This is a genomic window from Bradyrhizobium sp. DOA9, assembly GCF_000617845.2.
Lineage (GTDB): Bacteria > Pseudomonadota > Alphaproteobacteria > Rhizobiales > Xanthobacteraceae > Bradyrhizobium.
Genome location: NZ_DF820425.1, coordinates 4,384,718 through 4,409,185, shown reverse-complemented (window position 1 = coordinate 4,409,185; position 24,468 = coordinate 4,384,718). Strand labels below are relative to the sequence as shown.

The window sequence follows — 24,468 nt, the reverse complement described above, 5'->3', positions numbered from 1 at the left end:
CTCACGCAAGCGGCGGCGACTGCCGCTTCAGATACAGATAGGCGGCACTGAAATCGCCGAGCCGCTGCAGCTCGCGCCATTTCAGCACGACCAGCTCGCCGTCGCGAAGATCCATCGCGCCGCTGCGCCTGAGATCGGCGAGCGTCCGGTTCACCGTCGCGATCGCCATGCCGAGCGTCTCGCCGAGCTGCGCGAGGCTGATCGGCATGCGGCAACGATTGCCGCGCACCAGCTGCGCCGCGCGGGCGCGATAGAACAGCTCGCAAAACAGGTGCGCCATGCGCGCCTGCATCGGCCGGGCGCTGTTGTTGGTGATGGCCTCGCGAAAGATCGCTGCGTCGAGCAGCGTCTCGCGCCAGACGGCGAGGGCGAAGGTCGGCCGCCGCCGGAACGCGATGAACAATTCGCGGTGCGGGATGAACGCGACCGACGCCGGCCCGAGCGCACTGAGCCCGTGATCCATCTGTTCGATGAACAGCCCCTGCGCGTCCGGGAGATCGCCGGTGAGGTGGAACGCCAGATATTGCCGCCGCCCGCTGCCGAGCAGGTGATAGCGGGCGACCATGCCGGAGACGACCAAGGCGGAATGCTCGGGTTCGTCGCCCTGACGGATGAAATCCTCGTTGGGCGCGAAATCGCGCAGCATGAAGGTCAGCGCGCGAATCTCGGCCATATCGTCATCTGCGAGCGCGGTGTGCTCGCCGAGGTTCCGTATCAGCACGTCGTGAGCTTTTTCCATGGGGGCGCCAATAATCGCGCCGGTTCTATCAAATGATACGTCCGGCTTGCGTTCAGCGGACTAGAACGCCGATCGGAAGCACAGGTTGCTAACGGGCTTGCGACGAACTGATCGCAGCCACGCCATTCCCCCGATTTCGAAGCGAGCCGACCCGACCATGAGAAGTGCCACTCTGCTGGAGCGTATCCGCCGCCTGTTCGCATCCGAAGCGTGCGAGCATCTGGACAGCATCGGCGATGCCTTGCTGAAGGGGACGTTGAGGGAGCCGGTCCGGCCGATGTCGGATCAGGAACTCGCCCGCGCCATTCGCGAGTTCCGATCCGCGCCGGTTTCCGACTGGACTCTCGCGAAACTGTCGCGTCGCCTGGCCGAGGCGCCGGTGCCGCGGGACGGCTGAAGCGGCACGCGAGGCTCATGCCGCATCCGAAGTTCATCGCCCGTCTGCAGGCGATCGAAGGCCTGTCCGAGGACGAGCGCCGACAGATCGCGGGCTTGCCGTCCACGCTGCGCCAGGTCGCGGATGGCGAGATCGTGCTGCGCCAGGGCGAGGCCGCGACCCGCTGCGTCTTCGTCGTCAGCGGCTTCCTCTACCAGTCGCGCATCGTCGGAGACCGCAGCCAGACCCTCGCCTTCCACGTTCCCGGCGACATGCCGTGCCTGCACACGCTGCTGGTCTCGCCGATGGATGCGGACCTCGTGGGGCTCGGCCCGACCATCGTCGGAACCGTCGCCCACGGCCAGCTTCGCCAGCTGCTCGACAGCTCGATCCACCTGACCCGCGCCTTCTGGCGCGAGACGCTGATCGACGCGGCGATCTCGCGGCAATGGATCGCCCGCCTCGGCGCGCAGGCGGCGCTGCCCAAGGTCGCGCACCTCATCTGCGAGCTGGCCGCAAGGCTGGAGATCGTCGGCCTCGTCAAAGGGAACGGTTTCCAGATGCCGATGACGCAACGTCACGTCGCGGACGCCTGCGGCCTGTCGATCGTCCACGTCAACCGCACCATCCAGGAGCTGCGGCATCGGGGGTTGATCGCATGGGAAGGCAGCGAGATCGAGCTGCTCCAGCCCGACGAGCTGCGCAGACTTGCGGATTTCACGCCGGATTATCTGAGCTGAGTCGTCCGCCACGCGGCGAGCAGCGGCCCGCTGCTTCCCAGCACGGGATCCGTCTTGGGCTTGCGGACCTTGGCGATGCGCTTGACTGCCTCGGGACGCTGGCGCGTGTCGGTGCATTCGTCATAGGTGCCGTCCTGCGGGTAGGCTCCGACGACCAGAAAGTCCCGGCTCGACTCGATCAGCCGGTGGCCGGTGCCCGCGGGCAGGACCAGAACGTCGCCGGCTTTCACACTCAGGATGCGGCCCTTGATTCCGCCGCACTCGATCCTGCCCGTGCCGCGCGCCACACCCATCACCTCATGGATCTGCGAATGATAGTGGACGAAGTCGTACACGGTGTCGCGCCACGACCGGCCCCAGCCGTTGCTGCCGAACAGCGTGTCGATGACGACCTCGGGCGGAAAGCGCCGACCGTTCAGCTTCACCGCCCCGCGATACAGCAGCGCCGGGAAGCGCGGATGGTTCGGCACGATGCCGTCGTCGCGAAAGTGCATGGCGGCCGGCTTGCGGGCCCGCACCAGCGCCCGCAGCGTCGCGGCATCGGGCTGCTCCTCCACCAGCTTCTTGGCGAAATTCTTGATCTGATCCTTGACCGGCATGACGTCTCCTCAGCCGCGAAACAACGGCTGCGGAGGTGAGAAGTTTCCAGCCGCTGCTTGCTGTCGCACCGCTTTTCGCCCCGGCACCCAGCTGTTAGACTGGCGCCATTGTTTTGGGGAATTTCAATGCGCGCGAGCATTTTCAATCGCGTCGTGAAGCTGGCAGCACTGGTCGCCGCCACGCTCGCCGCCGCGCAACCTGCGTCGGCCGAGAAGCGCATCGCGCTCGTGGTCGGCAACTCCGCCTACAGGAACATCACGCCGCTGGACAATCCGTCCAAGGACGCGAGCCTGATGGCGGAGACGCTTGGCGCGCTCGGCTTCACGCTGGTCGGCGGACGCGCACAGCTCGACCTCGACAAGAGCGCGATGGACCTCGCCGTGCAGAGCTTCGGCCGGCAGGTGCAGGGCGCGGACGTCGCGCTGTTCTATTATGCCGGCCACGGCGTGCAGGTCGCGGGCGCCAATTATCTCGTGCCCGTCGGCGCCAATCCGACCCGCGAGGCCGATGTCGATTTCCAGATGACCGACGTCAATCTCGTGCTGCGCCAGATGCAGGGCTCCGGCACGCGGCTCAACCTCGTGATCCTCGATGCCTGCCGCAACAACCCGTTCGGCTCGCGCGGCCTGCGTGCCTCCGACGGCGGCCTCGCACAGATGCGCGCGCCCGAGGGCACGCTGATCTCCTACGCGACCCAGCCCGGCAATGTCGCCCAGGACGGCAGTGACGGCCACAGCCCCTACACCAAGGCGCTCGCCACGACGATCCGGGTCGCCGGTCTCGACGTGTTTCAGACGTTCAACCAGGTCGGCCTTGCCGTGAAGCGCGCGACCGCAGGCGCGCAGCAGCCCTGGGTGTCGTCCTCGCCGATCGACGGCACGTTCTACTTCGTGCCGCCGGCGCCAGCCGCTCCGCCGCAGGTCGCGGCGATGCAGGCCGATCCCCTTGCTGCGGAGCGCCTGCGCGCCGATCCCGACCGCGTCCCCTTGCGCGATGCGGCGCTGCTCAGCGAATTGAGCGAGCGGCTCTACGAGCTCAATTTCGACCCCGATACGCCCGACGGGATGACGCGCGCCATCACCAAGCTCCAGCAGCGCATCGCGATGGCGCCGACCGGCGAAGCGACCGAAGGCCTCTTGCTGCGGATGCGCAAGATGGAGGATCTGAAGCCGTGGGGCTCGATCGTCTACGGACCCGACAGCAGCAAATGGGGCATCTCGTGGAATCACGCCTCCCGGCGTGCGGCGGTGGCGGACGCGCGCGGCAATTGCGGCGGCGCCAAATGCCCGATCGAGCTCTCGTTCTACGGCAACAGCTGCGGCGCCTTCGCCATTTCCGACAAATCGTGGTCGCTGGTCCAGCGCGAGGGCGTGCAGCGCGCCAGGAACGCCGCGCTTGACGAGTGCGGCAAGGCTGGCAAAGCTTGCCGCATTATCGGATCCGTCTGTGCCGACGGCTCCGGCCGCTGATACCTTTCATTTGGATTTTTTGCTCATGCGCGATGCCGTCAGCCGTGCGACCGCCCTCGCCTTCGTTCTCAATCTCGCCATCGCCTCAACTCCCGCCTCGGCGCAATCCGGCAGCGCCGGCGGCTCGATCGGCAATGACGAGAAGTCGCTGTCGGGCTCGCGGTCGGACCGCTCGGCCGAGCCGGCTCCGGCCGCACGCCGGAGCAAGCCGGCCGAGGAATCGCGCTCCTCACGGCGGAGCGGTGGCGGCGGTGGCGGCAGCTTTGACGGCGCTTGGATGGTCACCAGCATCGGCTGCGGCGGCTCGGTCAGCGGCGCCGTCGTGGTCTCCTCGGGCCGGGTGATCGGCGAAGGCGTGACTGGAACCGTGAGCCCGAGCGGCTCTGTCAGCACGCAGGGACGAGGCGAGGGTGTGACCTTCACCAGCTCCGGCCGCCTCTCCGGTCGCAGCGGATCCGGGACGTGGCGCCGCTCCGACGGCTGCGGCGGAACCTGGAGCTCGACCAAGCAATAAGGCCAAGACGTGCCCGAACTCGCGGCGGAACGAACGCCGCGCAGGCCCGATTCAAGCCACATCCTCTCCGGATTTGCGGCTCATTGCCACCCAAGTCTTTGATGACAAAGCGGTGGTTAAGAGTTGCGTCGGGCGTAACCGGGAGACCAGGATGGGCAACCGCGCCGCAAAGTTCATTTCGACCCTCGTCGCCAGCATCGTTGCGGGCGCGCCATTGGCTGCGGTTTCGCAGAACGCGCCGACACCATCGAGCACGGCCAATGCGGCGCCCGACTGCCTGGCTTCGCCGAAGGATGCCGCGCCGCAGGGCCAGCACTGGTACTATCGCCTCGATCGCACCACGAAGCGGAAATGCTGGTATCTGCGCGCCGCCGGCGACAAGGAGAGCGCTCGGACCGCGCAGGCCGCCCCGGCCGTGAGCGATCAACCGACCGCGGATGCGCCGGCCCCGCAGCAGACCCCGGTGCAGGACGCGCGCGCCGAATATCTGACGCCACGCGCTACGGCCAAGCCGGCGAACGTTCCGATGCAAGCCGCCCCTGCAACACCGGCGCAACAATCTGCGGACCAAGCCGCTGACGGCAACCCCCAGCAACCCGCTGGCGCCACGCCCTGGCCCGACGTCTCCACGACATCCGCTCCACCCGCGCCGCCCCCGGCACCGGCCGCTGTTGCGGCGCCCGCGCAGCCGAGCGCAAAGGCGTCGAAATCCCCGTCGTCCGTGGCGCTCGCTGCGGCAGACAACAGCTCCACTGACAAGCCGACCGGCCCGCTGCCGATGCTGCTGCTCGTGATCGGCGGCGCGCTCGCCCTCGCTGGAATCCTCGCCAGCCTCATCTACCGCTTCGCGGGCGCGCGCGTCCGCCTCCGGGCGGCGGACCGTCACGGGCATTGGGACGATTGGCAGGCGCAGAACCAGGACGGAAGCCGCGCGCCCTGGCAAGATTCACAGCCGGCCGCCGCCCAGCCGCCGCGCCCGATCGACTTCGATGCGGCACGTCGGCAACCGGCAAGCCAACCGGCAAGACAAGTGACGAAGCTCGCTGCGATCGGCCGCGAGATCGAGCTGATCGACGCGCGCAAGAAACGCGCCGCCGCTCCGGCCGCAGGGCCGGCCGAGACCAGAAGCAAGAAGGTCGAGATCGAGATGGTCGACAAGAAAGCCGAGCCCGTCGCCGCAGCGACACAGCCCGCCACCGGCAAGACCGGCGAGGATCGCGACGACGCTCCGGCAGGTCGGGACTCCGACGCCGTCGATGTCGACGTCATCACGACGATGCTGGAACAGCTGGCCAGGCAAGGGCCGCGCCTGTCACGACCTAACCCTGAAGCTGACCCTGCAAACTTCGAACAAAGCCTACGAGGCCGATCCGCCGCTCGCGCTTGAGGCGCTCGGCCTTCAGGATCGACTGCACCTCGGCGAAGGCGTCGTCGACCGCGTGGTTGATCACGATGTAGTCGTACTCGGCCCAGTGGCTCATCTCGTCGCTGGCCCGGCTCATGCGCTTGCGGATCACCTCGTCGGAATCCTGCGCGCGCGAATGCAGGCGCTTCTCGAGATCGGCCGCCGAGGGCGGCAGGATGAAGACGCTGACGACGTCGGCGCGCGCCTTCTGCTTCAACTGCTGGGTCCCCTGCCAGTCGATGTCGAACAGCACGTCCTGGCCGGCCGACAGCGCTGCCTCCACGGGTCCGCGCGGCGTACCGTAGCTGTTGTCGAACACCGTCGCCCATTCCAGCAGTTCGTCGGCCTTCACCATCGCATCGAACGTCGCCTTGTCGACGAACGTGTAATCCTTGCCGTTGACCTCACCCGGGCGCATCGGCCGCGTGGTCGCCGAGACCGACATCTTCAGGCCGGGCATCCGCTCGATCAACAGACGCGACAGCGTCGTCTTGCCCGCACCTGACGGCGAGGACAGCACGAACATCAATCCGCGCCGCTCCACACCGTCAGTTCCGTGACCGCCGCTCGTCATCGATCACTCCAGATTCTGCACCTGCTCGCGGAACTGCTCGACCACGTTCTTCATGGCGAGCCCTGTATTGGTCAGCTCGATGTCGTTCGACTTCGAGCAGCAGGTGTTGACCTCGCGGTGAAACTCCTGCGCCAGGAAATCCAGCTTGCGCCCGATCGGGCCGCCCTTGCCGATCAGCTCGCGCGCCTGGGCGACGTGCGAAGCGATGCGGTCGAGCTCCTCGCGGATGTCGGCCTTGGTCGCGATCAGGATCGCCTCCTGCATCAGGCGGTCGGAATCGAAACGGTCGGAGGTGTCGAGCAGCGCTGCGATCTGTTCGGCCAGCTTCGCCTTGATCGCCTCCGGCTTGCGGCCGGGCGCGGCTTCCGCTTTTTTCGCCAGCTGCTCGATCTCGTCGACGCGCTGGGTCAGGATCTGGCCGAGCGAGGTGCCCTCGCGCTTGCGCATCGCGACGAGCTCGTCGAGTGCCTTGTCGAAGGCCTCGGCGGCAGCAGTGCGCGCGGCCTTGTCCTCCTCTTCGTCGCCCTCCGGCTCGGCGACCTCGACGACGCCCTTGATGGCGAGCAGGCCGTCGATGCTCGGCGCCACCGCGTCGACCTTCCCCGAGATCATCGCGGCGGCCTTCAGCACGGCGTTGAGCACGTCCTCGTTGACGCGCACCGTGGCGGCGGCGTTGGTGCGCTTGACGTTGAGATTGGCGTAGACGGTGCCGCGCGAGAGCAGCTCGCCGGCGCGCTTCTTGGCATGGGCCTCGAGCTCGTCGAACCCCTGCGGCAGCCGCACGCGCAAGTCGAAGCCCTTGGCGTTGACCGACTTCAATTCCCATTCGAACGTGTACGGCCCGCTCGTGCCGTGGCTTCTCGCAAAGCCGGTCATGGACGATAGCGCCATCAGTTCAGTTTCTCCAGAAGCACGGGATTCGCGCGGGATTCGCAAAGCCATCAAGCCACGCGAATCTTAAGACTATTTTGCCGGAAAGTGGAATCCGCAATGCCGGTCAGCTGGTCTGCACCAAGAAGGTCTGCACCAAGGCTTTAGCGCTGGACCACCGGCGGCGAGCCCTGCACCGCGCCCTGCCGGGCCGGTGCGGGATTGGCGGGAGCGGCCGGGCGTGCCGCCGGCGGCTTCTTCTGCTGATTGGGCCGCGCCGGCGTGGTCGCGGTCGGCGCGTCGGCGGCGCCGGGCGCGGCCGCCGCCGGCGGCGGCGCGTCCTCGGCCGGCTCGACCGTGTCGTTCTGGATCTGCTTCTCCATCGCGCGCAGCTTGGCGACGTTCTTCTGGTGCGCGTCGTAGGTTTCGGTGAAGGCGTGCCCGCCGGTGCCGTCGGCGACGAAATAGAGGTCGCGGGTACGGGCCGGGTTGGCCGCGGCCTCCAACGAGGCGCGGCCGGGATTGGAGATCGGGCCCGGCGGCAGGCCGTCGATCACATAGGTGTTGTAGGGCGAGGGCTGCGTGATCTCGCTGCGCTTGATCGGCCGGCCCAGCGTGCCCTTGCCGCCGACGAGGCCGTAGATGATGGTCGGATCGGACTGCAGCTTGATCCGCTGCTTCAGCCGGTTGACGAACACCGCGGCGACGCGGCTGCGCTCGTCCGGCTTGCCGGTTTCCTTCTCGATGATGGACGCCAGCGTGACCAGCTGCTCGGGCGTCTTGACCGGAATGTCGGGATTGCGGCGTTCCCAGATCTCCGTCAGCACGCGCTTGTGCGCCTGCTGCATGCGCTGGACCACCTGCTCGCGCGGGGTGCCGCGCGGGAATTTGTAGGTCTCCGGGAGCAGCGTGCCTTCGCGCGGCAGCTCGCGCACGCTGCCGGTGAAGATGTCGTTGTCGGACAGCCGCGCCACGATCTGCTCGGAGGTCAGGCCTTCCGGTATGGTGACGGCGTGCTGCACCACCTTGCCTTCGACAATGGTGGCGATGACGTCGCGCAAGGACGCGTTCTTCTGGAACGAATACTCACCCGGCTTGAGGTCCGAGCTCGCCTTCAACGCGGCGACGCTGGCGATGAACACCCAGGGATTGACGTCGGTGACGCCTTCACGGTTCAGCGTCTCGGCGATGTCGCGCTTGCCCGCGCGCTGCGGAATGTTGACGATCTTGTCTTCTTTCAGCGGTCCGGGTGCCTCGAGCACCTGCCGACCGTAATAATAGATGCCGCCGGCGCCGAGCATGCTGATCAACAGCAGGGTGATGATGGCGTTGCCGACGATGACGAGCGGATTGCGCGCCCGGTCCGACCGCTTGGGCGGCGGCGGCAGTTGCTCGGGCTCGAGCGCGGCCCGCGGACTCCGGGGTGAAATGGGCGGCCTTTCACTCATCGAAACAACCTGAATCCTGCCGGTTCAATCGCGGCCCGACAATCGCTTGCCCTGCCAAAATGCACGCCCACGCCCATGACTATCGCCGAATACGGCAAAACGGTGGATTCGTCTCAAACGCAAACTAATCGGGCAGCCGCCGGAAGATCACCGACGCATTGGTACCGCCAAAACCAAAAGAGTTCGACAATGCGACGTTCACCTCACGCTGCTTCGCCTTGTGCGGCACGAGATCGATCGCGCTCTCGACCGACGGATTGTCGAGATTGATCGTCGGCGGCACGACATTATCGCGAATCGCCAGAATCGCGAAGATCGCCTCGATCGCACCGGCCGCTCCGAGCAGATGGCCGGTCGACGACTTGGTCGAGGACATCGCCACCTTGGAGGCGGCGTTGCCGAGCAGACGCTCGACCGCGCCGAGCTCGATCTCGTCGCCGAGCGGCGTCGAGGTGCCGTGCGCGTTGATGTAGTCGAGATCGGACGACGTCAGCCCGGCGCGCTTGAGCGCGGCCGACATGCTGCGGAAACCGCCATCGCCATCGGGCGACGGCGACGTGATGTGATAGGCATCGCCCGAAAGGCCGTAGCCGATCACCTCGGCATAGATCCTCGCGCCGCGGCGCCTGGCGTGCTCCAGCTCTTCCAGCACGAGGACGCCGGCGCCCTCGCCCATCACGAAGCCGTCACGGTCCTTGTCGTAGGGACGCGAGGCCTTCTCGGGCGTCTCGTTGAAACCGGTCGAGAGCGCGCGCGCGGCGTTGAAGCCGGCAATGCCGATGCGGCTGATCGGCGACTCGGCGCCGCCCGCGACCATCACGTCGGCATCGCCGAGCGCAATCAGGCGAGCGGCATCGCCGACCGCATGCGCGCCGGTCGAGCACGCCGTGACCACCGAATGGTTCGGTCCCTTCAGCCCGTGCGCGATCGAGACGTAGCCGGAGGCGAGATTGATCAGGCGGCCGGGAATGAAGAACGGCGACACCCGGCGCGGTCCGCGCTCCTTCAGCAGGATCGCGGTGTCGGCGATGCCGTTGAGGCCGCCGATGCCGGAGCCGATCATGGTGCCGGTCGCACACTTGTCCTCTTCGGTCTCGGGATGCCAGTTGGCGTCGTCGAGCGCCTGGCCGGCCGCGGCCATGCCGAAGATGATGAAGTCGTCGACCTTGCGCTGGTCCTTCGGCTCCATCCATTTGTCCGGATTGAAGCTGTCGTTCGAGCCGTCGCCGCGCACCACCGTGCAGGCGATCTTGGTCTGCAGATCGGAGACGTCGAAGGTCTCGATCCTGCGCGCACCGCTTTCGCCGTTGAGGATGCGCTTCCAGGTCGGTTCGACGCCACAGCCGAGTGGCGAGACCATGCCGAGACCCGTGACGACGACCCGCCTCATATCCGAAAACTCCGCATCGAAAGATTCACGGCCAATAACAAGAAACCGGCTGACCGCTGCGAAGCGGCCCGTCCGGTTTCAATGCTGTCCCCGCGAAAATGAAGAGCCTTAGCTCTTCGCGTTCTTCTCGAGAAACTTCGTGGCGTCGCCGACGGTGAGAATCGTTTCCGCAGCGTCGTCAGGAATCTCGCAACCGAATTCCTCTTCGAATGCCATCACCAGCTCGACGGTATCCAGACTGTCGGCGCCGAGGTCGTCGATGAAGCTCGCGTTGTCGACAACCTTCTCGGGTTCAACACCAAGGTGTTCGACCACGATCTTCTTAACCCGCTCGCCAATGTCACTCATTGCTTAACCTCGTGTTGTTCCCTGTAGACCCGACCCCCCGGGACGATACGAGCCGTCGTGGTCGTTTGACTGCCTTCGCTTACGAACTTGATTTGGCCCATCCTAACCGATGCAGGCCCCGGCGAACGACGGCCAAAGGCTCCGCATCGCCAATATACAGGGTTTCAAAAACCTGCAATGGCGTTCTTTGCCCATCCGTTGATGGTCCGGTTATCATACTTCAATTGCCTTGACTACAAGCCTCATTTCGCTCCGGAAACGGCCGTTTGCCGCATGCCGCACCGCCGTGACGGACGGCGCGACACGAGGCGTCAGATCATGGCCATGCCGCCGTTGACGTGGATGGTCTGACCGGTGACATAGGCTGCTTCGTTCGAGCTCAGATAGACGGCGGCCGCCGCGATGTCCTCGGGCGTTCCCAGGCGGGCGGCCGGAACCTTGGTCAGAATCGTTTCGCGCTGCTTGTCGTTGAGCGCATCGGTCATCGGCGTCTTGATGAAGCCGGGCGCGATGCAGTTCGCGGTGACGCCGCGCTTGGCGTATTCGGCCCCCAGCGTCTTGATCATGCCGATCAGGCCGGCTTTCGATGCAGTATAATTGCCCTGCCCGGGGTTGCCGGTGACGCCCACCACCGAGGTGATGGCGACGATGCGGCCGAAGCGCTTGCGCATCATCAGCTTGGTCGCGGCGCGCGCCAGGCGGAAGGTCGCGGTCAGATTGACGTTGATGACCTCGTCCCAGTCCTCGTCGCGAAGCTGCACGAAGAGATTGTCGCGCGTGATGCCGGCATTGGCGATGAGAATGTCGACCTGGCCCATCGCCGCTTCCGCAGCGGGCACCAGCGCCTCGACCTCATCGGCCTTGGAGAGATTGCAGGGCAGCACGTGGGCGCGCTCGCCGAGCTTGCCGGCAAGCTCGTCCAGCACTTCCTTGCGCGTCCCCGATATGGCGACGGTGGCGCCCTGCGCGTGCAGCGCCTGCGCGATCGCGCCGCCGATACCGCCGGTCGCGCCGGTGACGAGCGCCTTTCGGCCAGTCAGATCGAACATTGATGGACTCCCTCAAGCCTGCTTCGCAGCGGCCAATGCATCCTTGGCTGCGGCAATATCGTTCGGGCCGCCGACCGCGACGCCGACGGCGCCGTCCGCGATGCGCTTGACGAGACCGGTCAGCACCTTGCCGGCGCCGATCTCGAAGAAGCGGGTGACGCCCTGCCCGGCCATGTAAGCCACCGACTCGCGCCAGCGCACCGTGCCGGTGACCTGCTCGACCAGGCGGCGGCGGATCTCGTCGGGATCGGTGATGGCGCTCGCCAGCACGTTCGAGACCAGCGGCGCGGCCGGCGCCTTGATCGTGACCTTCGACAGCGCCTCCGCCATGGCATCGGCAGCCGGCTGCATCAGCTTGCAATGGAACGGGGCGGACACCGGCAGCAGCATCGCGCGCTTGGCGCCCTTGGCCTTGGCGATCTCAACGGCGCGATCGACCGCGGCCTTGTCGCCGGAGACGACCACCTGGCCGCCGCCATTATCGTTGGCGGCCTGGCAGACCTGCCCCTGTGCCGCCTCGCGCGCGACCTCCAGGGCGGCCTCGTAGTCGAGACCGAGCAGCGCGGCCATCGCGCCGGCGCCGACCGGGACCGCCTTTTGCATTGCGAGACCGCGGGTGCGAAGCAGACGTGCGGTATCCGAAACCGTCAGGCTGCCGGCCGCCGCCAGCGCCGAATATTCACCGAGCGAGTGGCCGGCGACAAAGGCCGCGTCTCGCCCCACGGAAAAACCAGCCTCGGCCTCGAGCACGCGCAAGGTCGCGACAGACACCGCCATCAGCGCCGGCTGGGCGTTCTCGGTCAGTTGGAGGGTTTCGGCCGGACCTTCCCAGATAATGGCCGTCAGCTTCTCGCCGAGCGCGGAATCGACCTCGTCGAACACGGCGCGCGCCACCGGAAAGGCGTCGGCCAGGGCCTTGCCCATGCCGACCGCCTGGGAACCCTGCCCAGGAAATGTGAATGCAGCCGTCATCGGCGCTCCCTGCTGTCAGGCATGATCCTATCGAGAACCGGCAGCCGATTACGCCCGGCCTTGGTCCGTGGTTCCTTGGCCATGGTTCCTTGGGCCAGGGTTCCTTGGGCCATGGTTCCGGATCATGCTCCAAAGGGGGCCGTAGACACCGTCCGGGGCCGCACTGTCAAGCCGGGACGGGAACCTGGCGCAGCATTCAACGGGGAATGGGCCCTCTTAAAACCCGCCGGCGGTCTGGTTGGCATCGACGTCTGCCCCGGCCCGCGCGCGGCGCGCACTGCTCACGACCTGACCCGGCCGATCATCAGCGTTCGGCTTTGCCGTGGCCAGCCGCAGCACCGAAGCGTAGTTCGGCTGCACTTCCATGCGGCCTGCGAACCGGCTCGCGCTCAGCAGTCGATGCACCTTCGGAAGATTGTAGCAGGGCACGTAGAACAACAGGTGATGCTCGAGGTGATAGTTGACGTAATACGGCGCTATGAACAGGCGTTCGAGAAAATTGGCGTGCGTCGTGCGGGTGTTGCGCAGGGGGTCGCTGCTGTCGGGGACGACGGCATGCTCGGCGATGTTGCGGATGCGGGTGATCACCATCATCCAGGTCAATAGCGGCACCAGCCAGAGCAGCGGATAGGCCCACCACACGCCGGCCGCCGCGAGCGCGGCAAACATGATCCCGTTGACCACACATTGCGGGCCGAGCACCTCCCAGAAATGCGCCGCACGCCGCCGCGATGACCAGTCGCTTGGCCCGAGCGCGTTGAGCAGCTGCGCCTTGCGCTGCTGGTAACCGGTCTGCCCGGTGATGTCGCGGATGAATTTGCGGCGATAGCTCAGCCCTGTGATCGGAAACGGCGCCGACAGCACCAGATCGGGGTCGTCCTCCTGCTGGGTGCGCGCATGGTGCTGAAGGTGATAGCGCCGGTAGCTGCGCGTCTCCGCAAACAGGGGATAGGCACAGAGCCACTGGCTCAGCGCCAGATTGGTTTTCTCGTCGGCCGACAGGCAGCCATGGGCGCCGTCATGCATCAGGATCGCGAGCCCGAGTTGGCGCGAACCGATGATCGCGACGGCGAGGATATAAGTGACCGGATTGGGCCACCACGCGACCAAGGCGATCGCGCCGATGATCAGCGCCCAGGCGTGCGCGATCAGCGCTGCGCCCTTCCAGGTCACGCGCCGGCGGACGTCAGCCAGCTGGTCGTCGGTCAGGAAATCGCGGGCACGCATGCGAAGCGCGGTCATGGCCTAGCCTTCCTCGTTCGAATTGCTTGCTGCGTCGCGCCCCTCGACGAGACGCAGCCGCGCCGTGTCATCGGATTTCGCCTGCTCGCCGAGCACGCGCAGCATCTCGGCGCAGAGCGCCTCGGGCGAACGGCCCATGGCGTAGCCTTCGAGAATGATTCCGACGGCGACGGCCCAGAACCGCCGCGAGGTTTCGTCGGGCGCACGCAGCGAGCGCCAACCGTGCCGCGCCACCTGGCCCGCATAGGCGCGCGCGCCTTCGCCGTGCAGGCGTTCGATCGTGCGCTCGACCAGCGGCGCGAGATCCTGGCGGCGCCGCGTCAATGTCAGCGCTTCGGCGAAGAAGGCCACTGAATCGCTCGCCGTCACGGTCTCCGCCAGCGCATGCACGTAGTCCCGTGGCGTGCGCGCCTTCAGCGCCGCCTGCTCGGTCGCACGCGCCAGATACAAGAGGTCGCGGCAGGCGCATTCGACGAACAGCGCCTCCTTGGTGCGGAAGTAATAGGTGATCTGGCTCGGGAACGCGTCCGCCGCGGCCGCGATGTCGGCGATCGCCGTACCCGACAGCCCCCGCTCCCGGAATAGCGGGCTCGCCGCGTCCAGCAGCAGCGAACGCATCTTGCGCCCGGCCGACCGTGTGGCCCGCGCAGCGTGCTTCGGGTCGCCCGCCGACGCCCCAAAAGGAGCCTGGCCCGATTCACCCGTCATCAGCTATCTCCCGACCCCTTATTTGTATGACATACAAACAAATAGGTCAAGCTGGTACGGGAGGGTGGTTTGGACACCCCTGTCAGCACTGCCTGCCCGAAAACGAGACGCTCCAACCTTGCAAAGCCGGCCAAAATCCGTATAAGGCGCCCATCCGCAGACCCCGGCCGGGAGCTGAACGGACGGTCTCAGCAAATCATTCGTGATTTTGGTGTGGCAGGGCCAGTCGGCCCGTCGTCCCGTGTTTCCGCCTTCTGAGCTTGATCCCAGAGTCCTTTCCGAAGGCCTCTTAAGGGTTTGACGCCGGGCGATGCGCCAACATGAGGAAAGGACGACCATGCCTCTTTACGAGCATGTTTTTCTCGCGCGTCAGGACGCGAGCCCGCAGCAGGTCGAAGAGCTGACTGCGCAGATGACCGGTATCGTCGAAGGTCTCGGCGGCAAGATCACCAAGACCGAGAATTGGGGCGTGCGCTCCCTCACCTACCGCATGAACAAGAACCGCAAGGCGCACTTCGTGCTGCTCAACATCGACGCGCCGTCCGCTGCGATCGCCGAGATCGAGCGCCAGGAGCGCATCAGCGAGGACGTGATCCGCTATCTCAGCGTCCGTGTCGAGGAGCTCGAGGAAGGCCCGTCCGCGATGATGCGCAAGGCCGATCGCGACCGCGAGCGTGACGACCGTGGCGGCGGCTTCCGCGGTGAGCGCGAAGGCGGCTTCCGTGGCGACCGCGAGGGCGGTTTCCGCGGCGATCGCGGTCCGCGTCGCCCGCGCGACGAAGCTGAAACGACGGATGGGGAGTAAGAATCATGGCTGAAGCTGGTGCACGCCGCCCGTTTTTCCGTCGTCGCAAGAGCTGCCCGTTCACGGGCGCCAATGCTCCGAAGATCGACTACAAGGATTCCAAGCTCTTGATGCGTTACGTCTCCGAGCGCGGCAAGATCGTGCCGAGCCGCATCACCGCGGTGTCCGCGAAGAAGCAGCGTGAGCTCGCCCGCGCCATCAAGCGCGCGCGCTTCCTGGGCCTGCTGCCCTACGTTATTCGCTGACACGAGCAATTCGGCCGGCGGCGGTTAGCGCCGCCGGTCGCGACGTTTCGAACTCATAAGGCTTCCGGGTCGTCCGGTCGCCGATGGTTGGGGCAGACGATGCCTCTAACCGCTCGAAGGGAGCGGGACAGCTGATGATGGCTTTTGGACTGATAGCCCTGATCGCCGGCGCCGCGTCGGCCCTGATGTTCGCCTCGATCATTTCGGGCGCGATGATCGCGCTCGTCCTGTTCTATCTCGCTCCGCTCCCTCTGATGGTCGCCGCGATCGGCTGGGGGCCGCTTTGCGCGAGCCTCGGCGGCATCGCTGCCGCGATCGGCCTTGGCGCCCTGTTCGGCCTGCCCTACTGCATCGCCTTCGCCGTCACCGTCGCATTGCCGGCCTGGTGGCTTGGCCATCTCGTCCTGCTCGGGCGGCAGGTGGGAAGCGCCACTCCTGCCACCGGCACCACGCCCGCCGCGGAGCCTGACATCGAGTGGTACCCGGTCGGCCGTATCCTGCTCTGGATTGCGGGCTTCGCGATGCTGACCACGATGGCCGCTCTGCTCACGCTTGGGACCGACGCGGAGACCATTACCGGCACGTTGCGCCGCGGCCTGATGCGCCTCCTGCGCTCGACCGACCCGCAAACTTCGGGCGAAGCCAGTCAGTTCATCGACGCGCTGGTGCGCATCGCTCCGGCCGCCGCCACGGTCGCCGCGACGATGACGCTCACTCTCAACCTCTGGCTCAGCGCCAAGGTGACCGCGACGTCGGGCCGGCTGCGCCGTCCCTGGCCGGATCTCAAGACCACCGAGCTGCCGCAGATGACGCTGGTGGTGCTGTGCATCTCCCTCGCCTTTTGCTTCACCGGGGGAATGCTTGCCATCGTGGCCCAGATCGCCACCGCCGCGCTGATGATGAGCTATGCGCTGGCCGGTTTCGCCGTGCTGCATACGCTGACGCTCGCGCTGAACGGCCGCACGTTCTGGCTCGGCTCGACCTACGCCGCCGTCATCGTGTTCGGCTGGCCCGTGATCGCGATGGTGATGCTCGGGCTTGCGGATGCCGTGTTCGGCTTGCGCGAACGCTTCCTGCGCAGCCGGCAGCCGCCACCACTGCCTACCCCTTGAGTTCAACCCGAAACTGAAACCTTACAGAGCACTTCAAAAGGAGAACGAATATGGAAGTCATTTTGCTGGAACGCGTCAACAAGCTCGGCCAGATGGGCGAAGTCGTGAAGGTTCGCGACGGCTACGCCCGCAATTTCCTGCTCAAGCGCGGCAAGGCGCTGCGCGCCACCGCCGACAACCGCGCCAAGTATGACGGCATGAAGGCCGAGCTCGAAGCGCGCAACCTCGCCTCGAAGGCCGAGGCGTCCAAGGTCGCCGAGAAGATCGAAGGCAAGAACATCATCGTGATCCGTCAGGCCTCCGAAGCCGGCCAGCTGTTCGGCTCGGTCAACGTGCGTGACATCGTGATCGCGTTCGAAGCCGACGGCGTTGCGCTCGCCCGTCCGCAGATCCAGCTCGACGCGCCGATCAAGACCATCGGCAAGCACTCGATCACCGTTGCCGTTCATCCCGAGGTCGAGGTCGAGATCACCGTGACGGTCGCGCGCAGCCAGGACGAGGCCGAGCGCATCAACCGCGGCGAGGACATCTCGACCCGCAACGAGGATCGCGACGCGGCCGCCGAGGCGATCGCCGCCGCCGGCGAGTTCTTCGATCCGGAAGCCCGGCTCGACGAGGTCGAGCCGGCGCCGGCTGCGGAAGAGAAGTAAGCCTCGCGTCATGCGCGAAGCGAAGCCCGGTCGCCTCAGGCGGCCGGGCTTTTCGTTTTTGCAGCGACGTCATCGCTCAGCATCGCGATCGAGGCCAGCGCAGTGGCCGTATGCTTCTCGACACCATCGCTGACGCAGAACACGTCGGCCGCGACCACCGCGACCTGACGGCCCGGCTTGATCACCCGGGCGCGGCAGATCAGCTTCTCGCCGACCGCGGGCGACAACAGATTGAGCTTGTATTCGGCCGTCAGCGCCGGCTGGCCGCGCGAGGTGGCGGCTGCGATCGTGGTGGCGTTGTCGACCAGGAAGGCGGTGACGCCGCCATGGAAGAAGCCGTGCTGCTGCAACAGCTCCGGCCGGCGCTCCACGGCAATGGTGCAGTTGCCGCGCGACAATTCGGAGAGTCTTGCGCCGACCAGATTCATGAAACCCTGCCGGCCGATATTGGCGTGGATGCGCTCGGCAATCGGCGCAAATTCCGGATCAGCGTCGGCCCGCATGCGGTCTCCCCTTATTGCTCGTTGATGCGATCGAACGGCCTCAGCGCACGATTGGCGCAGGCAATCAGCGTGTCCGCCTCGATGCGCGGATCGGTGCGGTCGCGCCCCGACAGGAAGGCGCGGCAGAAGATCTGCGCCGGACCGATCAGCTGGCTGATGAACATCACCGGCGGCATCGGCAGAAGCGCGCCGCTTGCGACCAGCGGCGCGCGCCAGCGCTCGATGCCGTCGGCAAGCCGCGCATTCTGCGCCCGCTGGGCGTCACGCACGTCCTCGCCCCATTCGCTGCGCGATATCTCGAAGAGGTAGCGCGCCTCGCGCCGGCAGGTAACGACCCAGTCGAGATGCGCCCGGATCAGGCGATCGATGCCCTGCTCGGCGTCGGGGACGGGATCGAGCGCGGCCAGCACCGCGGAATGATAGTGCCGCAAGACCTCCAGAAACAACGCGCCGGCGAGCTCCTTCTTCGAGCCGAAGACGTGGAAGAAGCTGCCATTGGAGGCGCGCGCGCGGGTGCGGATCGCGGCCACCGTCGCGGCCTCGAAGCCGACGCGGTCGAACACGGCAAGGCCGGCCGCCAACAAATCGTCCCGCACGCTCGCCGTCATGGCGCCTCCTAGAGTCCTACTCTAGAGCACCACTCTAATTGCGGTCAAGACGATGCAAAGGCCGCGGATGGGCGGCCTTCATCGTGATCGAAAAATTCGGGTGCCTTAGCGCGAGATCGGCGGGGCCGGCGGACCGGAGGACGCGGGCGGGGCTGCAGCGGTCGCGGGGGCCTGTTCCTGCGGCTTGGCCGCGGGCGCCGGCTCGGCGGGTTTGGGAGCAGCCTCTTCCACCGGCTTGGGCGCGGCCGGCTCAGCGGGCTTGGCGGCGGCTGGAGCTGCCGGCGTCACCTGCGGGACCGGATCGGGTCGCAGCGCCGGCGTCTCGCTGCTGCGCGGCTCGACCTTGGCGCTGCTATCCGGTTTCGGTTCGGCAGGCCTCTCGGACGCCTTGCCGCTGTCCGGCTCGGCCTTCGGGGTTTCGGGCCTCGCGGTCTCGCCCTTCTTGTCGTCGGTCGCAGGTGCAGCGGCATCGACCTTCGGGGCTTCCTCAGTCCCGGGCTTGGCGCGCCGCTTGCTTTTGCGGGCCTCGGGCGCAGCCTGTTCATCTGGCTTCGTGCCGTCCTCGGCCGGCCGCGCAGCACGCTTCTGGCGCACGCCCTCGGCGGCAGGAGTAGCGCCCTCGCCCTCGGGCCTGGCGGCCTCCTGCGCGCGCGGGCGTCGGCCCTGCTGTTCAGGCGAGGCGCCGTCCTTCTTGGCGTCCTTGGCCTGGTAGCGGGTGTCGGTGGCACCGTTCGAGATCAGATAGGCGGAGAGGACGCCCGCCATGTCCGAGCTCGTGGTGTAGTGCTGGCGCAGGAAACCGGGCAGCGATCCGGGCGACACGGACTTCAGCAGTCCGCGCGGGCTCTTGTGGCAGGCATTGCAGGTCTGCGAGAACAGCTGGGACGGGGTCTTGCCGGCCTCGAGGTTCGTCGCCTGCGCAAGAACGGAATCGGCCGCACCGAAGCCGATCAGAAGCACCACCGTCGCGAGGCTGAGCGCTCGGCTCGACATTCCCATCATCTCCGTTGAATTTTACTGCGAAGCAGCCGGCATCCGGTGCGGCGGCGGTCACCTTTTAACCGATTGAGCCGCGAATGGAAGCAGGTCCACGCGCAAGGATGTGATTAAGCGGTTTTCGAATATCTACTTTGAATACAGTGCAATAGCGCAGCCGGAACCGGCTCGCTAGATTTAGATGCAAGCGCATAGGAACTGCTGCGGCGCCTGGGCGTCAGGTGTGAAGGCCGGGTAGTCGCATCTTTCGGGTTTGCCCCGAGAGGAGTGCCGATGGACCGTCTGTTGCGTCGATTCCTGTCTCAATTCATCCGCCGCGGGTCGCTGACGGTGACCGGCGCAAGCGGATCGAGGTTCACCGTCGGCGACGGCTCCGGCGAGCCGGTCGCAGTCCGCTTCGTTACCGCGGACGCCGAGCGGAAGGTCCTCATCAATCCCGAACTCGGGCTTGGCGAGGCCTACATGAACGGCGAGTTCGTGGTCGAGCGCGGCACCATAGCTGATGCCCTCGCGATCCTGCTCGATCAACCCGACCTATTGCCGCAGTGGGCAAAGCCGTGGTGGCGCCTGCGCTACCTGACGCGGCACCTCAAGCAGTTCAATCCCCGCCCCCGCTCCCGTCAAAATGTCGCGCATCACTACGATCTCGACGGCCGGCTCTATTCGCTCTTTCTCGATGCCGACAAGCAATACAGCTGCGCCTATTTCGAGACGCCTGAGATGTCGCTGGACGACGCGCAGCTTGCCAAGAAGCGGCACATCGCGGCGAAGCTTCTCGTCAGGAGTGGCCAGCGCGTGCTCGACATCGGCTCCGGCTGGGGTGGCCTCGGGCTCTATCTCGCCGAGATCGCGGGTGCCGACGTCACCGGCATCACGCTGTCGACCGAGCAGCTGCAGGTCGCCAATGCGCGCGCCGCCGAAAAGGGCCTGACGGGCTCGGCCAGATTCCAGCTCCAGGATTATCGCGACGTCGAAGGTACGTTCGACCGCATCGTCTCCGTCGGCATGTTCGAACATGTCGGGGCAAGGTTCTACGACGCCTACTTCCAGCGCTGCGCCGAGCTGCTGAAGGAAGACGGCGTCATGTTGCTGCATTCGATCGGCCGTTCGCAGGGCCCGGATTCGACCAATCCCTGGATCGCCAAATACATTTTCCCCGGCGGCTACATCCCCGCCCTCTCGGAGGTGCTGCCGGCGATCGAGCGCGCAGGCCTCTTGGTCTGCGACGTCGAGATTCTGCGCCTGCACTACGCCGAGACGCTGAAGGCCTGGCGCGAGCGCTTCATGGCACGGCGCGAGGAAGCCGTTCAGCTCTACGACGAGCGCTTCGCCCTGATGTGGGAATTTTACCTCGCGGCCTGCGAGATGACGTTCCGCAAGCAAGCCATGATGAACTTCCAGATCCAGATCACCCGTCGCCAGGGCGTGGTGCCGATGACCCGCGACTACATCCCGCGGGAGGAAACCCGGCTGCGGGCGCGGGAGGGCGCGGCCATGCCGAGGCTCAAGTTGGCTGGTGAATAAGTCTGAACTCTAATGACGAAGCGTCGAAATCCCGGACGTGCGGAAAGACGCCGTTAACGCCAATTGCGCCCGCAATTCCAGCATGATTTCGGGGGCGACCGGCTGGCGCCGCACCTCGGGCCGCTCCGCGTGCTTCATGGCCGCGATGAGCCCCGACAGCCAAAGCCGGCTGCCGGCATCGCTTCGCCAATTCTGGTGCTGCCGTTCTGGCTGCATCGCTCGCCTCGTATCCCTGTCGGCGGGGCTGAGATAACCCCCTGCCCATCTGCCTGTTCCGGCATGACCCCCGAAAGAATCCGGGGAGATGTGATCTGTTTCACATAAGTCCAGTCGGGCCTGGCTTAGACAGTCGCCATGAGCAAAGAGACCCAAACCTCATTCGACGTGCAGGACGACCTCCGCACCGATTACGCCCTGATGGTCACGGGCGTTGGGGCGGCCTTGGTTGCGCTGGTCTACCTCCTGCTGGTTTAGGGCCGAGCCCAATGCCAACAGCGTGCGTCATCTCGCGCGCCTCCCCATAGGTCTGCGCGCCAGCCCTCAGGGTTCACGGGTTTCAGGATTTTTCCATGGCGCGACCGCGGCCCCTTTGCGACGAGCGAGCTCCGCCAAAATCCAGTCAAGCGCGGCGCATGCTGCGGCTGCTAATCATCCACCATTTTAACTGAGCGGTTGATAGCGGTCAGCTTTTGCTTCCGCTTTGGCCTGCGGCGGCGCTTTATCCCGGCCCCGCATCCGCCCAAGAAAATTGCTAAGCACGTCCGACCATGGCCCTGACTGATTCGAACGTCCTCAAACTAACGCCCGATGCCGGAACTCCCGCCTATCGGAGCGCGCCGCACAATATCGAGGCGGAACAGAGCCTTCTGGGCGCGATCCTGGTCAACAACGACGCCTTTTACCGCGTCTCCGACTTCCTGGAGGCGAAGCACTTCTTCGAGCCGCTGCACCAGACCATCTTCGAGACCGCCGGCAGCCTGATCCGGATGGGCAAGATCGCGACCCCGGTCACGCTGAAGACGTTCCTGCCCGCCGATACCGATGTCGGCGGCATGACCATCGGCCAATATCTGGCGCGACTCGCGGCCGAAGCAACCACGATCATCAACGCCCAGGACTATGGCCGCACCATCTACGATCTGTCGTTGCGCCGCGACCTGATCGGCATCGGCGAGGACATGGTCAACGTCGCCTATGACGCGCCGGTCGACTTCCAGCCGCGGGCGCAGATCGAGGACGCCGAACGCAAGCTTTACGAGCTCGCGGAATCCGGCCGCTATGACGGCGGCTTCCAGAAATTCTCGCAGGCGCTGACGGTCGCGGTCGACCTTGCGGCGAAGGCGTTCCAGCGCGACGGAAAGCTGTCGGGCATCTCCACGGGCCTGCGCGATCTCGACACCAAGATGGGCGGCCTGCAGCACTCCGACCTCATCATCGTCGCGGGCCGCCCCGGCATGGGCAAGACCTCGCTGGCGACCAACATCGCCTACAACGTCGCGCAAGCCTACGTGCCGGAACTTCAGGCCGACGGCACCATGAAAGCCGCCAACGGCGGCGTGATCGGCTTCTTCTCCTGCGAAATGTCGGCCGACCAGCTCGCCACGCGTATCGTGGCCGAGCGCACCGGCATTCCCTCCTCCCACATCCGCCGCGGCGGCATTACGGAGGCCGATTTCGAGAAGATCCGGCAGGTCTCGATCGAGCTGCAATCGCTGCCGTTCTACGTCGACGCCACCGGCGGCCTCTCGATCGCACAGCTGATGGCGCGCGCGCGCCGGCTCAAGCGCCAGAAGGGTCTCGATCTCCTGGTGATCGACTACATCCAGTTGCTCTCGGGCTCGGGCAAACGCGCCAGCGACAGCCGCGTGCAGGAAATCACGGAGATCACGACCAGCCTGAAAGCGTTGGCCAAGGAGCTCAACGTTCCCGTGATCGCGCTCTCGCAGCTCTCGCGCCAGGTCGAATCCCGCGACGACAAACGGCCGCAGCTCTCGGACCTGCGTGAATCCGGCTCGATCGAGCAGGACGCCGACGTCGTGCTGTTCGTGTTCCGCGAGGAATATTACCTCGCCATGAAGGAGCCGCGTCCCGGCACCGAGGAGCACGCCAAATGGCAGGCCGACATGGAGCGCACGGTCGGCCGCGCCGAAGTCATCATCGGCAAGCAGCGCCACGGTCCGACCGGCACGGTCGAGCTGCATTTCGACGCCTCGGTCACGCGCTTCGGCGACCTCGCGCATGACGGGCAGCTGCCGGATCGCAGCGACTACTAAGTTCCCCGGGTTGAACGGGGCCGGCCTCTTGCGTAAAACGGCGCCATGACAATGGCGTCCGCTCCGAAGACAACCACCCAATCCGGCCCACTCTCCGCGGAGGCCAACCAGGCTGCCGCGCTCGCCGCCTTCGGCGGCGTGCTGACCGTCGATCTCGACGCGATCATCGCCAATTGGCGCAAGCTCGAGAAGACGGCGGTGCCGGCCGAATGTTCGGCGGTGATCAAGGCCGACGCCTATGGCTGCGGCGCCGAGCAGGTGTCGCGCGCCCTGAGCAAAGCCGGCTGCAAGACCTTCTTCGTCGCCACCATCGAGGAAGCGCGCAAGGTGCGCGCCGCCGTTCCCGAGCCCGCGATCTACGTGCTCGGCGGCTACTTCCAGAACACCGGCGAGCACTACGCCAGGATCAATTGCCGGCCGGTGATCGGCGATCTCAACGAGCTCGCCGAATGGGACGTGTTCTGCCGCCGCACCGGCTGGAACGGGGGCGCAGCCATTCACATCGATACCGGCATGAACCGGCTCGGGCTGACGCTGTCGGAGGCGCAGGCCATCATCCCCCGCATCAACGCCGGCGATCACGGCATCACGCTGGTGATGAGCCATCTGGTCGCGGCCGAGCAGCTCAACAGCCCGATCAATGCCCGACAGCTCGCGGCCTTCCGCAGCATCGCCAGCGAGTTCACAGGCGTGCCGGCGGCACTCTCCAACTCCTCCGGCATCTTCCTCGGCGCGCCGTTCCAGTTCGACCTGGTGCGGCCGGGAGCTGCGCTCTACGGCGTCAACCCGACGCCGGAGGCCGACAATCCCATGCAGCAGGTGGTCGACCTCAAGGCGCGCATCGTGCAGATCCGCAGCATCGATCGCGGCGAGACCGTCGGCTATGGCGGCACCTGGACCGCGCGGCGGCCGACCAAGCTGGCGATCATCGCGGTCGGCTATGCCGACGGCTATTTCCGTGCCGCCAGCTCCAATGACGGCACCCGCGGCGCCGAGGTCATCGTGGCCGGCAAGCGCTGCCCTGTCGCGGGCCGCATCTCCATGGACCTGATCGCAATCGACATCACCGATCTGCCGCCGAACACGACGCGGCGCGGCCACATGGTGACGCTGCTCGGCGAAGGCATCACCGTCGACGAGCTTGCGCATCATTTCGGCACGATCGGCTACGAGGTGCTGACCAGCCTCGGCCGGCGCTACGCGCGCGTCTACAAGGGCGGCATTGTGGAGGAGCCGCTGGTCAAGCCCGAGCCGGCGTCGAGTGCCGGGCAGCCGGCAGCCCCGCCGCTGCCGAGCTAAGCCACCCGC

At 66.3% G+C, this 24,468-nt stretch carries 26 protein-coding genes; 12 read left to right on the top strand and 14 right to left on the bottom strand.

Features of this window, described 5'->3' with window-relative positions:
* Nucleotide 1: 1 nt before the first annotated feature.
* A complete protein-coding gene (locus BDOA9_RS20490) occupies nt 2-739 on the bottom strand; it encodes a Crp/Fnr family transcriptional regulator (RefSeq protein ID WP_025035838.1) in 738 nt (245 codons plus the stop codon).
* Nucleotides 740-896: 157 nt separating this feature from the next.
* On the opposite strand from BDOA9_RS20490, the gene BDOA9_RS20485 reads away from it, so the two are divergent.
* Both BDOA9_RS20485 and BDOA9_RS20480 read left to right on the top strand, forming a co-directional pair.
* Nucleotides 897-1,136, top strand: a complete 240-nt coding sequence (locus BDOA9_RS20485; RefSeq protein WP_025035837.1) for a hypothetical protein — start codon at nt 897-899, stop codon at nt 1,134-1,136.
* A 17-nt stretch (nt 1,137-1,153) separates the two neighbouring features.
* The gene (locus tag BDOA9_RS20480) at nt 1,154-1,855 is read left to right on the top strand and encodes a Crp/Fnr family transcriptional regulator (protein ID WP_025035836.1); all 702 of its coding nucleotides are present in this window, start codon (nt 1,154-1,156) and stop codon (nt 1,853-1,855) included.
* Here the strand turns inward: BDOA9_RS20480 and BDOA9_RS20475 are convergent.
* A complete protein-coding gene (locus tag BDOA9_RS20475) occupies nt 1,843-2,454 on the bottom strand; it encodes a cupin (RefSeq protein WP_025035835.1) in 612 nt (203 codons plus the stop codon). The genes BDOA9_RS20480 and BDOA9_RS20475 overlap by 13 nt on opposite strands.
* 126 nt (nt 2,455-2,580) lie before the next feature.
* Here BDOA9_RS20475 and BDOA9_RS20470 point away from each other — a divergent pair, with 126 nt between their 5' ends.
* From BDOA9_RS20470 to BDOA9_RS20460, 3 genes are all read left to right on the top strand, one after another.
* Nucleotides 2,581-3,924, top strand: coding sequence for a caspase family protein (locus tag BDOA9_RS20470; protein ID WP_025035834.1), 1,344 nt, complete (start codon nt 2,581-2,583; stop codon nt 3,922-3,924).
* 25 nt (nt 3,925-3,949) lie between these two features.
* Nucleotides 3,950-4,438 carry a hypothetical protein gene (locus BDOA9_RS20465; RefSeq protein WP_025035833.1) on the top strand — a complete coding sequence of 163 codons (489 nt, stop codon included), beginning with the start codon at nt 3,950-3,952 and terminating at the stop codon, nt 4,436-4,438.
* A 151-nt stretch (nt 4,439-4,589) separates the two neighbouring features.
* Nucleotides 4,590-5,825, top strand: coding sequence for a hypothetical protein (locus tag BDOA9_RS20460; protein WP_025035832.1), 1,236 nt, complete (start codon nt 4,590-4,592; stop codon nt 5,823-5,825).
* On the opposite strand, the gene gmk is transcribed toward BDOA9_RS20460, so the two are convergent.
* The 9 genes from gmk to BDOA9_RS20415 all read right to left on the bottom strand — a co-directional run bounded on the left by gmk (nt 5,758) and on the right by BDOA9_RS20415 (nt 14,444).
* A complete protein-coding gene (gene gmk / locus BDOA9_RS20455; protein WP_025035831.1) occupies nt 5,758-6,417 on the bottom strand; it encodes a guanylate kinase in 660 nt (219 codons plus the stop codon). The genes BDOA9_RS20460 and gmk overlap by 68 nt on opposite strands.
* A 3-nt stretch (nt 6,418-6,420) precedes the next feature.
* Nucleotides 6,421-7,308 carry a YicC/YloC family endoribonuclease gene (locus BDOA9_RS20450; RefSeq protein ID WP_025035830.1) on the bottom strand — a complete coding sequence of 296 codons (888 nt, stop codon included), beginning with the start codon at nt 7,306-7,308 and terminating at the stop codon, nt 6,421-6,423.
* A gap of 143 nt (nt 7,309-7,451) precedes the next feature.
* Complete coding sequence (gene mltG / locus BDOA9_RS20445; protein WP_025035829.1) at nt 7,452-8,735, bottom strand: endolytic transglycosylase MltG; 1,284 nt, start codon at nt 8,733-8,735, stop codon at nt 7,452-7,454.
* 124 nt (nt 8,736-8,859) lie between these two features.
* Entirely contained in the window at nt 8,860-10,125 is a 1,266-nt protein-coding gene (gene fabF, locus BDOA9_RS20440; protein WP_025035828.1) for a beta-ketoacyl-ACP synthase II, read from the bottom strand.
* A 108-nt stretch (nt 10,126-10,233) separates the two neighbouring features.
* Nucleotides 10,234-10,473: an acyl carrier protein gene (locus BDOA9_RS20435; RefSeq protein WP_008551805.1), complete on the bottom strand. Its 240-nt coding sequence runs from the start codon at nt 10,471-10,473 to the stop codon at nt 10,234-10,236.
* A gap of 311 nt (nt 10,474-10,784) precedes the next feature.
* On the bottom strand, nt 10,785-11,522 hold the full coding sequence (gene fabG, locus BDOA9_RS20430) for a 3-oxoacyl-[acyl-carrier-protein] reductase (RefSeq protein WP_025035827.1): 738 nt from the start codon (nt 11,520-11,522) through the stop codon (nt 10,785-10,787).
* A gap of 12 nt (nt 11,523-11,534) precedes the next feature.
* A complete protein-coding gene (gene fabD / locus BDOA9_RS20425) occupies nt 11,535-12,494 on the bottom strand; it encodes an ACP S-malonyltransferase (RefSeq protein WP_025035826.1) in 960 nt (319 codons plus the stop codon).
* A gap of 216 nt (nt 12,495-12,710) precedes the next feature.
* Nucleotides 12,711-13,736, bottom strand: a complete 1,026-nt coding sequence (locus BDOA9_RS20420) for a fatty acid desaturase family protein (protein WP_025035825.1) — start codon at nt 13,734-13,736, stop codon at nt 12,711-12,713.
* A 3-nt stretch (nt 13,737-13,739) separates the two neighbouring features.
* Complete coding sequence (locus tag BDOA9_RS20415; protein ID WP_025035824.1) at nt 13,740-14,444, bottom strand: TetR/AcrR family transcriptional regulator C-terminal domain-containing protein; 705 nt, start codon at nt 14,442-14,444, stop codon at nt 13,740-13,742.
* A 337-nt stretch (nt 14,445-14,781) separates the two neighbouring features.
* Here BDOA9_RS20415 and rpsF point away from each other — a divergent pair, with 337 nt between their 5' ends.
* The 4 genes from rpsF (at nt 14,782) to rplI (ending at nt 17,256) form a co-directional block, all read left to right on the top strand.
* Nucleotides 14,782-15,249 (top strand): 30S ribosomal protein S6, encoded by a 468-nt coding sequence (gene rpsF / locus BDOA9_RS20410; RefSeq protein ID WP_025035823.1) that lies wholly within the window; start codon nt 14,782-14,784, stop codon nt 15,247-15,249.
* A gap of 5 nt (nt 15,250-15,254) precedes the next feature.
* On the top strand, nt 15,255-15,494 hold the full coding sequence (gene rpsR / locus BDOA9_RS20405; RefSeq protein WP_007592020.1) for a 30S ribosomal protein S18: 240 nt from the start codon (nt 15,255-15,257) through the stop codon (nt 15,492-15,494).
* Between the two features lie 134 nt (nt 15,495-15,628).
* Nucleotides 15,629-16,606, top strand: coding sequence for a hypothetical protein (locus BDOA9_RS20400; protein WP_025035822.1), 978 nt, complete (start codon nt 15,629-15,631; stop codon nt 16,604-16,606).
* 50 nt (nt 16,607-16,656) lie between these two features.
* A complete protein-coding gene (gene rplI / locus BDOA9_RS20395; protein WP_025035821.1) occupies nt 16,657-17,256 on the top strand; it encodes a 50S ribosomal protein L9 in 600 nt (199 codons plus the stop codon).
* Nucleotides 17,257-17,291: 35 nt separating this feature from the next.
* Here the strand turns inward: rplI and BDOA9_RS20390 are convergent, their stop codons facing one another.
* The 3 genes from BDOA9_RS20390 to BDOA9_RS20380 form a co-directional block, all read right to left on the bottom strand.
* Nucleotides 17,292-17,759, bottom strand: a complete 468-nt coding sequence (locus BDOA9_RS20390; RefSeq protein ID WP_025035820.1) for a PaaI family thioesterase — start codon at nt 17,757-17,759, stop codon at nt 17,292-17,294.
* Between the two features lie 11 nt (nt 17,760-17,770).
* Entirely contained in the window at nt 17,771-18,367 is a 597-nt protein-coding gene (locus tag BDOA9_RS20385; RefSeq protein WP_025035819.1) for a TetR/AcrR family transcriptional regulator, read from the bottom strand.
* A gap of 105 nt (nt 18,368-18,472) precedes the next feature.
* Nucleotides 18,473-19,360 carry a hypothetical protein gene (locus BDOA9_RS20380; RefSeq protein WP_025035818.1) on the bottom strand — a complete coding sequence of 296 codons (888 nt, stop codon included), beginning with the start codon at nt 19,358-19,360 and terminating at the stop codon, nt 18,473-18,475.
* Nucleotides 19,361-19,636: 276 nt separating this feature from the next.
* On the opposite strand from BDOA9_RS20380, the gene BDOA9_RS20375 reads away from it, so the two are divergent.
* From BDOA9_RS20375 to alr, 3 genes are all read left to right on the top strand, one after another.
* Entirely contained in the window at nt 19,637-20,887 is a 1,251-nt protein-coding gene (locus tag BDOA9_RS20375) for an SAM-dependent methyltransferase (RefSeq protein WP_025035817.1), read from the top strand.
* 767 nt (nt 20,888-21,654) lie between these two features.
* Nucleotides 21,655-23,160 carry a replicative DNA helicase gene (locus BDOA9_RS20365; protein ID WP_025035814.1) on the top strand — a complete coding sequence of 502 codons (1,506 nt, stop codon included), beginning with the start codon at nt 21,655-21,657 and terminating at the stop codon, nt 23,158-23,160.
* A gap of 51 nt (nt 23,161-23,211) precedes the next feature.
* Nucleotides 23,212-24,459 carry an alanine racemase gene (gene alr, locus BDOA9_RS20360; RefSeq protein ID WP_025035813.1) on the top strand — a complete coding sequence of 416 codons (1,248 nt, stop codon included), beginning with the start codon at nt 23,212-23,214 and terminating at the stop codon, nt 24,457-24,459.
* Nucleotides 24,460-24,468: the final 9 nt, after the last annotated feature.

Coding starts and splice junctions, on each gene's coding strand:
- BDOA9_RS20385 (WP_025035819.1), bottom strand. CDS start 18,367: ATGACGGCGAGCGTGCGGGACGATTTGTTGGCGGCCGGCCTTGCCGTG.
- BDOA9_RS20460 (WP_025035832.1), top strand. CDS start 4,590: ATGGGCAACCGCGCCGCAAAGTTCATTTCGACCCTCGTCGCCAGCATC.
- BDOA9_RS20400 (WP_025035822.1), top strand. CDS start 15,629: ATGATGGCTTTTGGACTGATAGCCCTGATCGCCGGCGCCGCGTCGGCC.
- alr (WP_025035813.1), top strand. CDS start 23,212: ATGGCGTCCGCTCCGAAGACAACCACCCAATCCGGCCCACTCTCCGCG.
- rpsR (WP_007592020.1), top strand. CDS start 15,255: ATGGCTGAAGCTGGTGCACGCCGCCCGTTTTTCCGTCGTCGCAAGAGC.
- BDOA9_RS20435 (WP_008551805.1), bottom strand. CDS start 10,473: ATGAGTGACATTGGCGAGCGGGTTAAGAAGATCGTGGTCGAACACCTT.
- mltG (WP_025035829.1), bottom strand. CDS start 8,735: ATGAGTGAAAGGCCGCCCATTTCACCCCGGAGTCCGCGGGCCGCGCTC.
- gmk (WP_025035831.1), bottom strand. CDS start 6,417: ATGACGAGCGGCGGTCACGGAACTGACGGTGTGGAGCGGCGCGGATTG.
- BDOA9_RS20415 (WP_025035824.1), bottom strand. CDS start 14,444: ATGACGGGTGAATCGGGCCAGGCTCCTTTTGGGGCGTCGGCGGGCGAC.
- BDOA9_RS20475 (WP_025035835.1), bottom strand. CDS start 2,454: ATGCCGGTCAAGGATCAGATCAAGAATTTCGCCAAGAAGCTGGTGGAG.
- BDOA9_RS20490 (WP_025035838.1), bottom strand. CDS start 739: ATGGAAAAAGCTCACGACGTGCTGATACGGAACCTCGGCGAGCACACC.
- BDOA9_RS20465 (WP_025035833.1), top strand. CDS start 3,950: ATGCGCGATGCCGTCAGCCGTGCGACCGCCCTCGCCTTCGTTCTCAAT.
- rplI (WP_025035821.1), top strand. CDS start 16,657: ATGGAAGTCATTTTGCTGGAACGCGTCAACAAGCTCGGCCAGATGGGC.
- fabD (WP_025035826.1), bottom strand. CDS start 12,494: ATGACGGCTGCATTCACATTTCCTGGGCAGGGTTCCCAGGCGGTCGGC.
- BDOA9_RS20380 (WP_025035818.1), bottom strand. CDS start 19,360: ATGTCGAGCCGAGCGCTCAGCCTCGCGACGGTGGTGCTTCTGATCGGC.
- rpsF (WP_025035823.1), top strand. CDS start 14,782: ATGCCTCTTTACGAGCATGTTTTTCTCGCGCGTCAGGACGCGAGCCCG.
- BDOA9_RS20420 (WP_025035825.1), bottom strand. CDS start 13,736: ATGACCGCGCTTCGCATGCGTGCCCGCGATTTCCTGACCGACGACCAG.
- BDOA9_RS20375 (WP_025035817.1), top strand. CDS start 19,637: ATGGACCGTCTGTTGCGTCGATTCCTGTCTCAATTCATCCGCCGCGGG.
- BDOA9_RS20480 (WP_025035836.1), top strand. CDS start 1,154: ATGCCGCATCCGAAGTTCATCGCCCGTCTGCAGGCGATCGAAGGCCTG.
- BDOA9_RS20365 (WP_025035814.1), top strand. CDS start 21,655: ATGGCCCTGACTGATTCGAACGTCCTCAAACTAACGCCCGATGCCGGA.
- BDOA9_RS20470 (WP_025035834.1), top strand. CDS start 2,581: ATGCGCGCGAGCATTTTCAATCGCGTCGTGAAGCTGGCAGCACTGGTC.
- BDOA9_RS20450 (WP_025035830.1), bottom strand. CDS start 7,308: ATGGCGCTATCGTCCATGACCGGCTTTGCGAGAAGCCACGGCACGAGC.
- BDOA9_RS20485 (WP_025035837.1), top strand. CDS start 897: ATGAGAAGTGCCACTCTGCTGGAGCGTATCCGCCGCCTGTTCGCATCC.
- BDOA9_RS20390 (WP_025035820.1), bottom strand. CDS start 17,759: ATGCGGGCCGACGCTGATCCGGAATTTGCGCCGATTGCCGAGCGCATC.
- fabG (WP_025035827.1), bottom strand. CDS start 11,522: ATGTTCGATCTGACTGGCCGAAAGGCGCTCGTCACCGGCGCGACCGGC.
- fabF (WP_025035828.1), bottom strand. CDS start 10,125: ATGAGGCGGGTCGTCGTCACGGGTCTCGGCATGGTCTCGCCACTCGGC.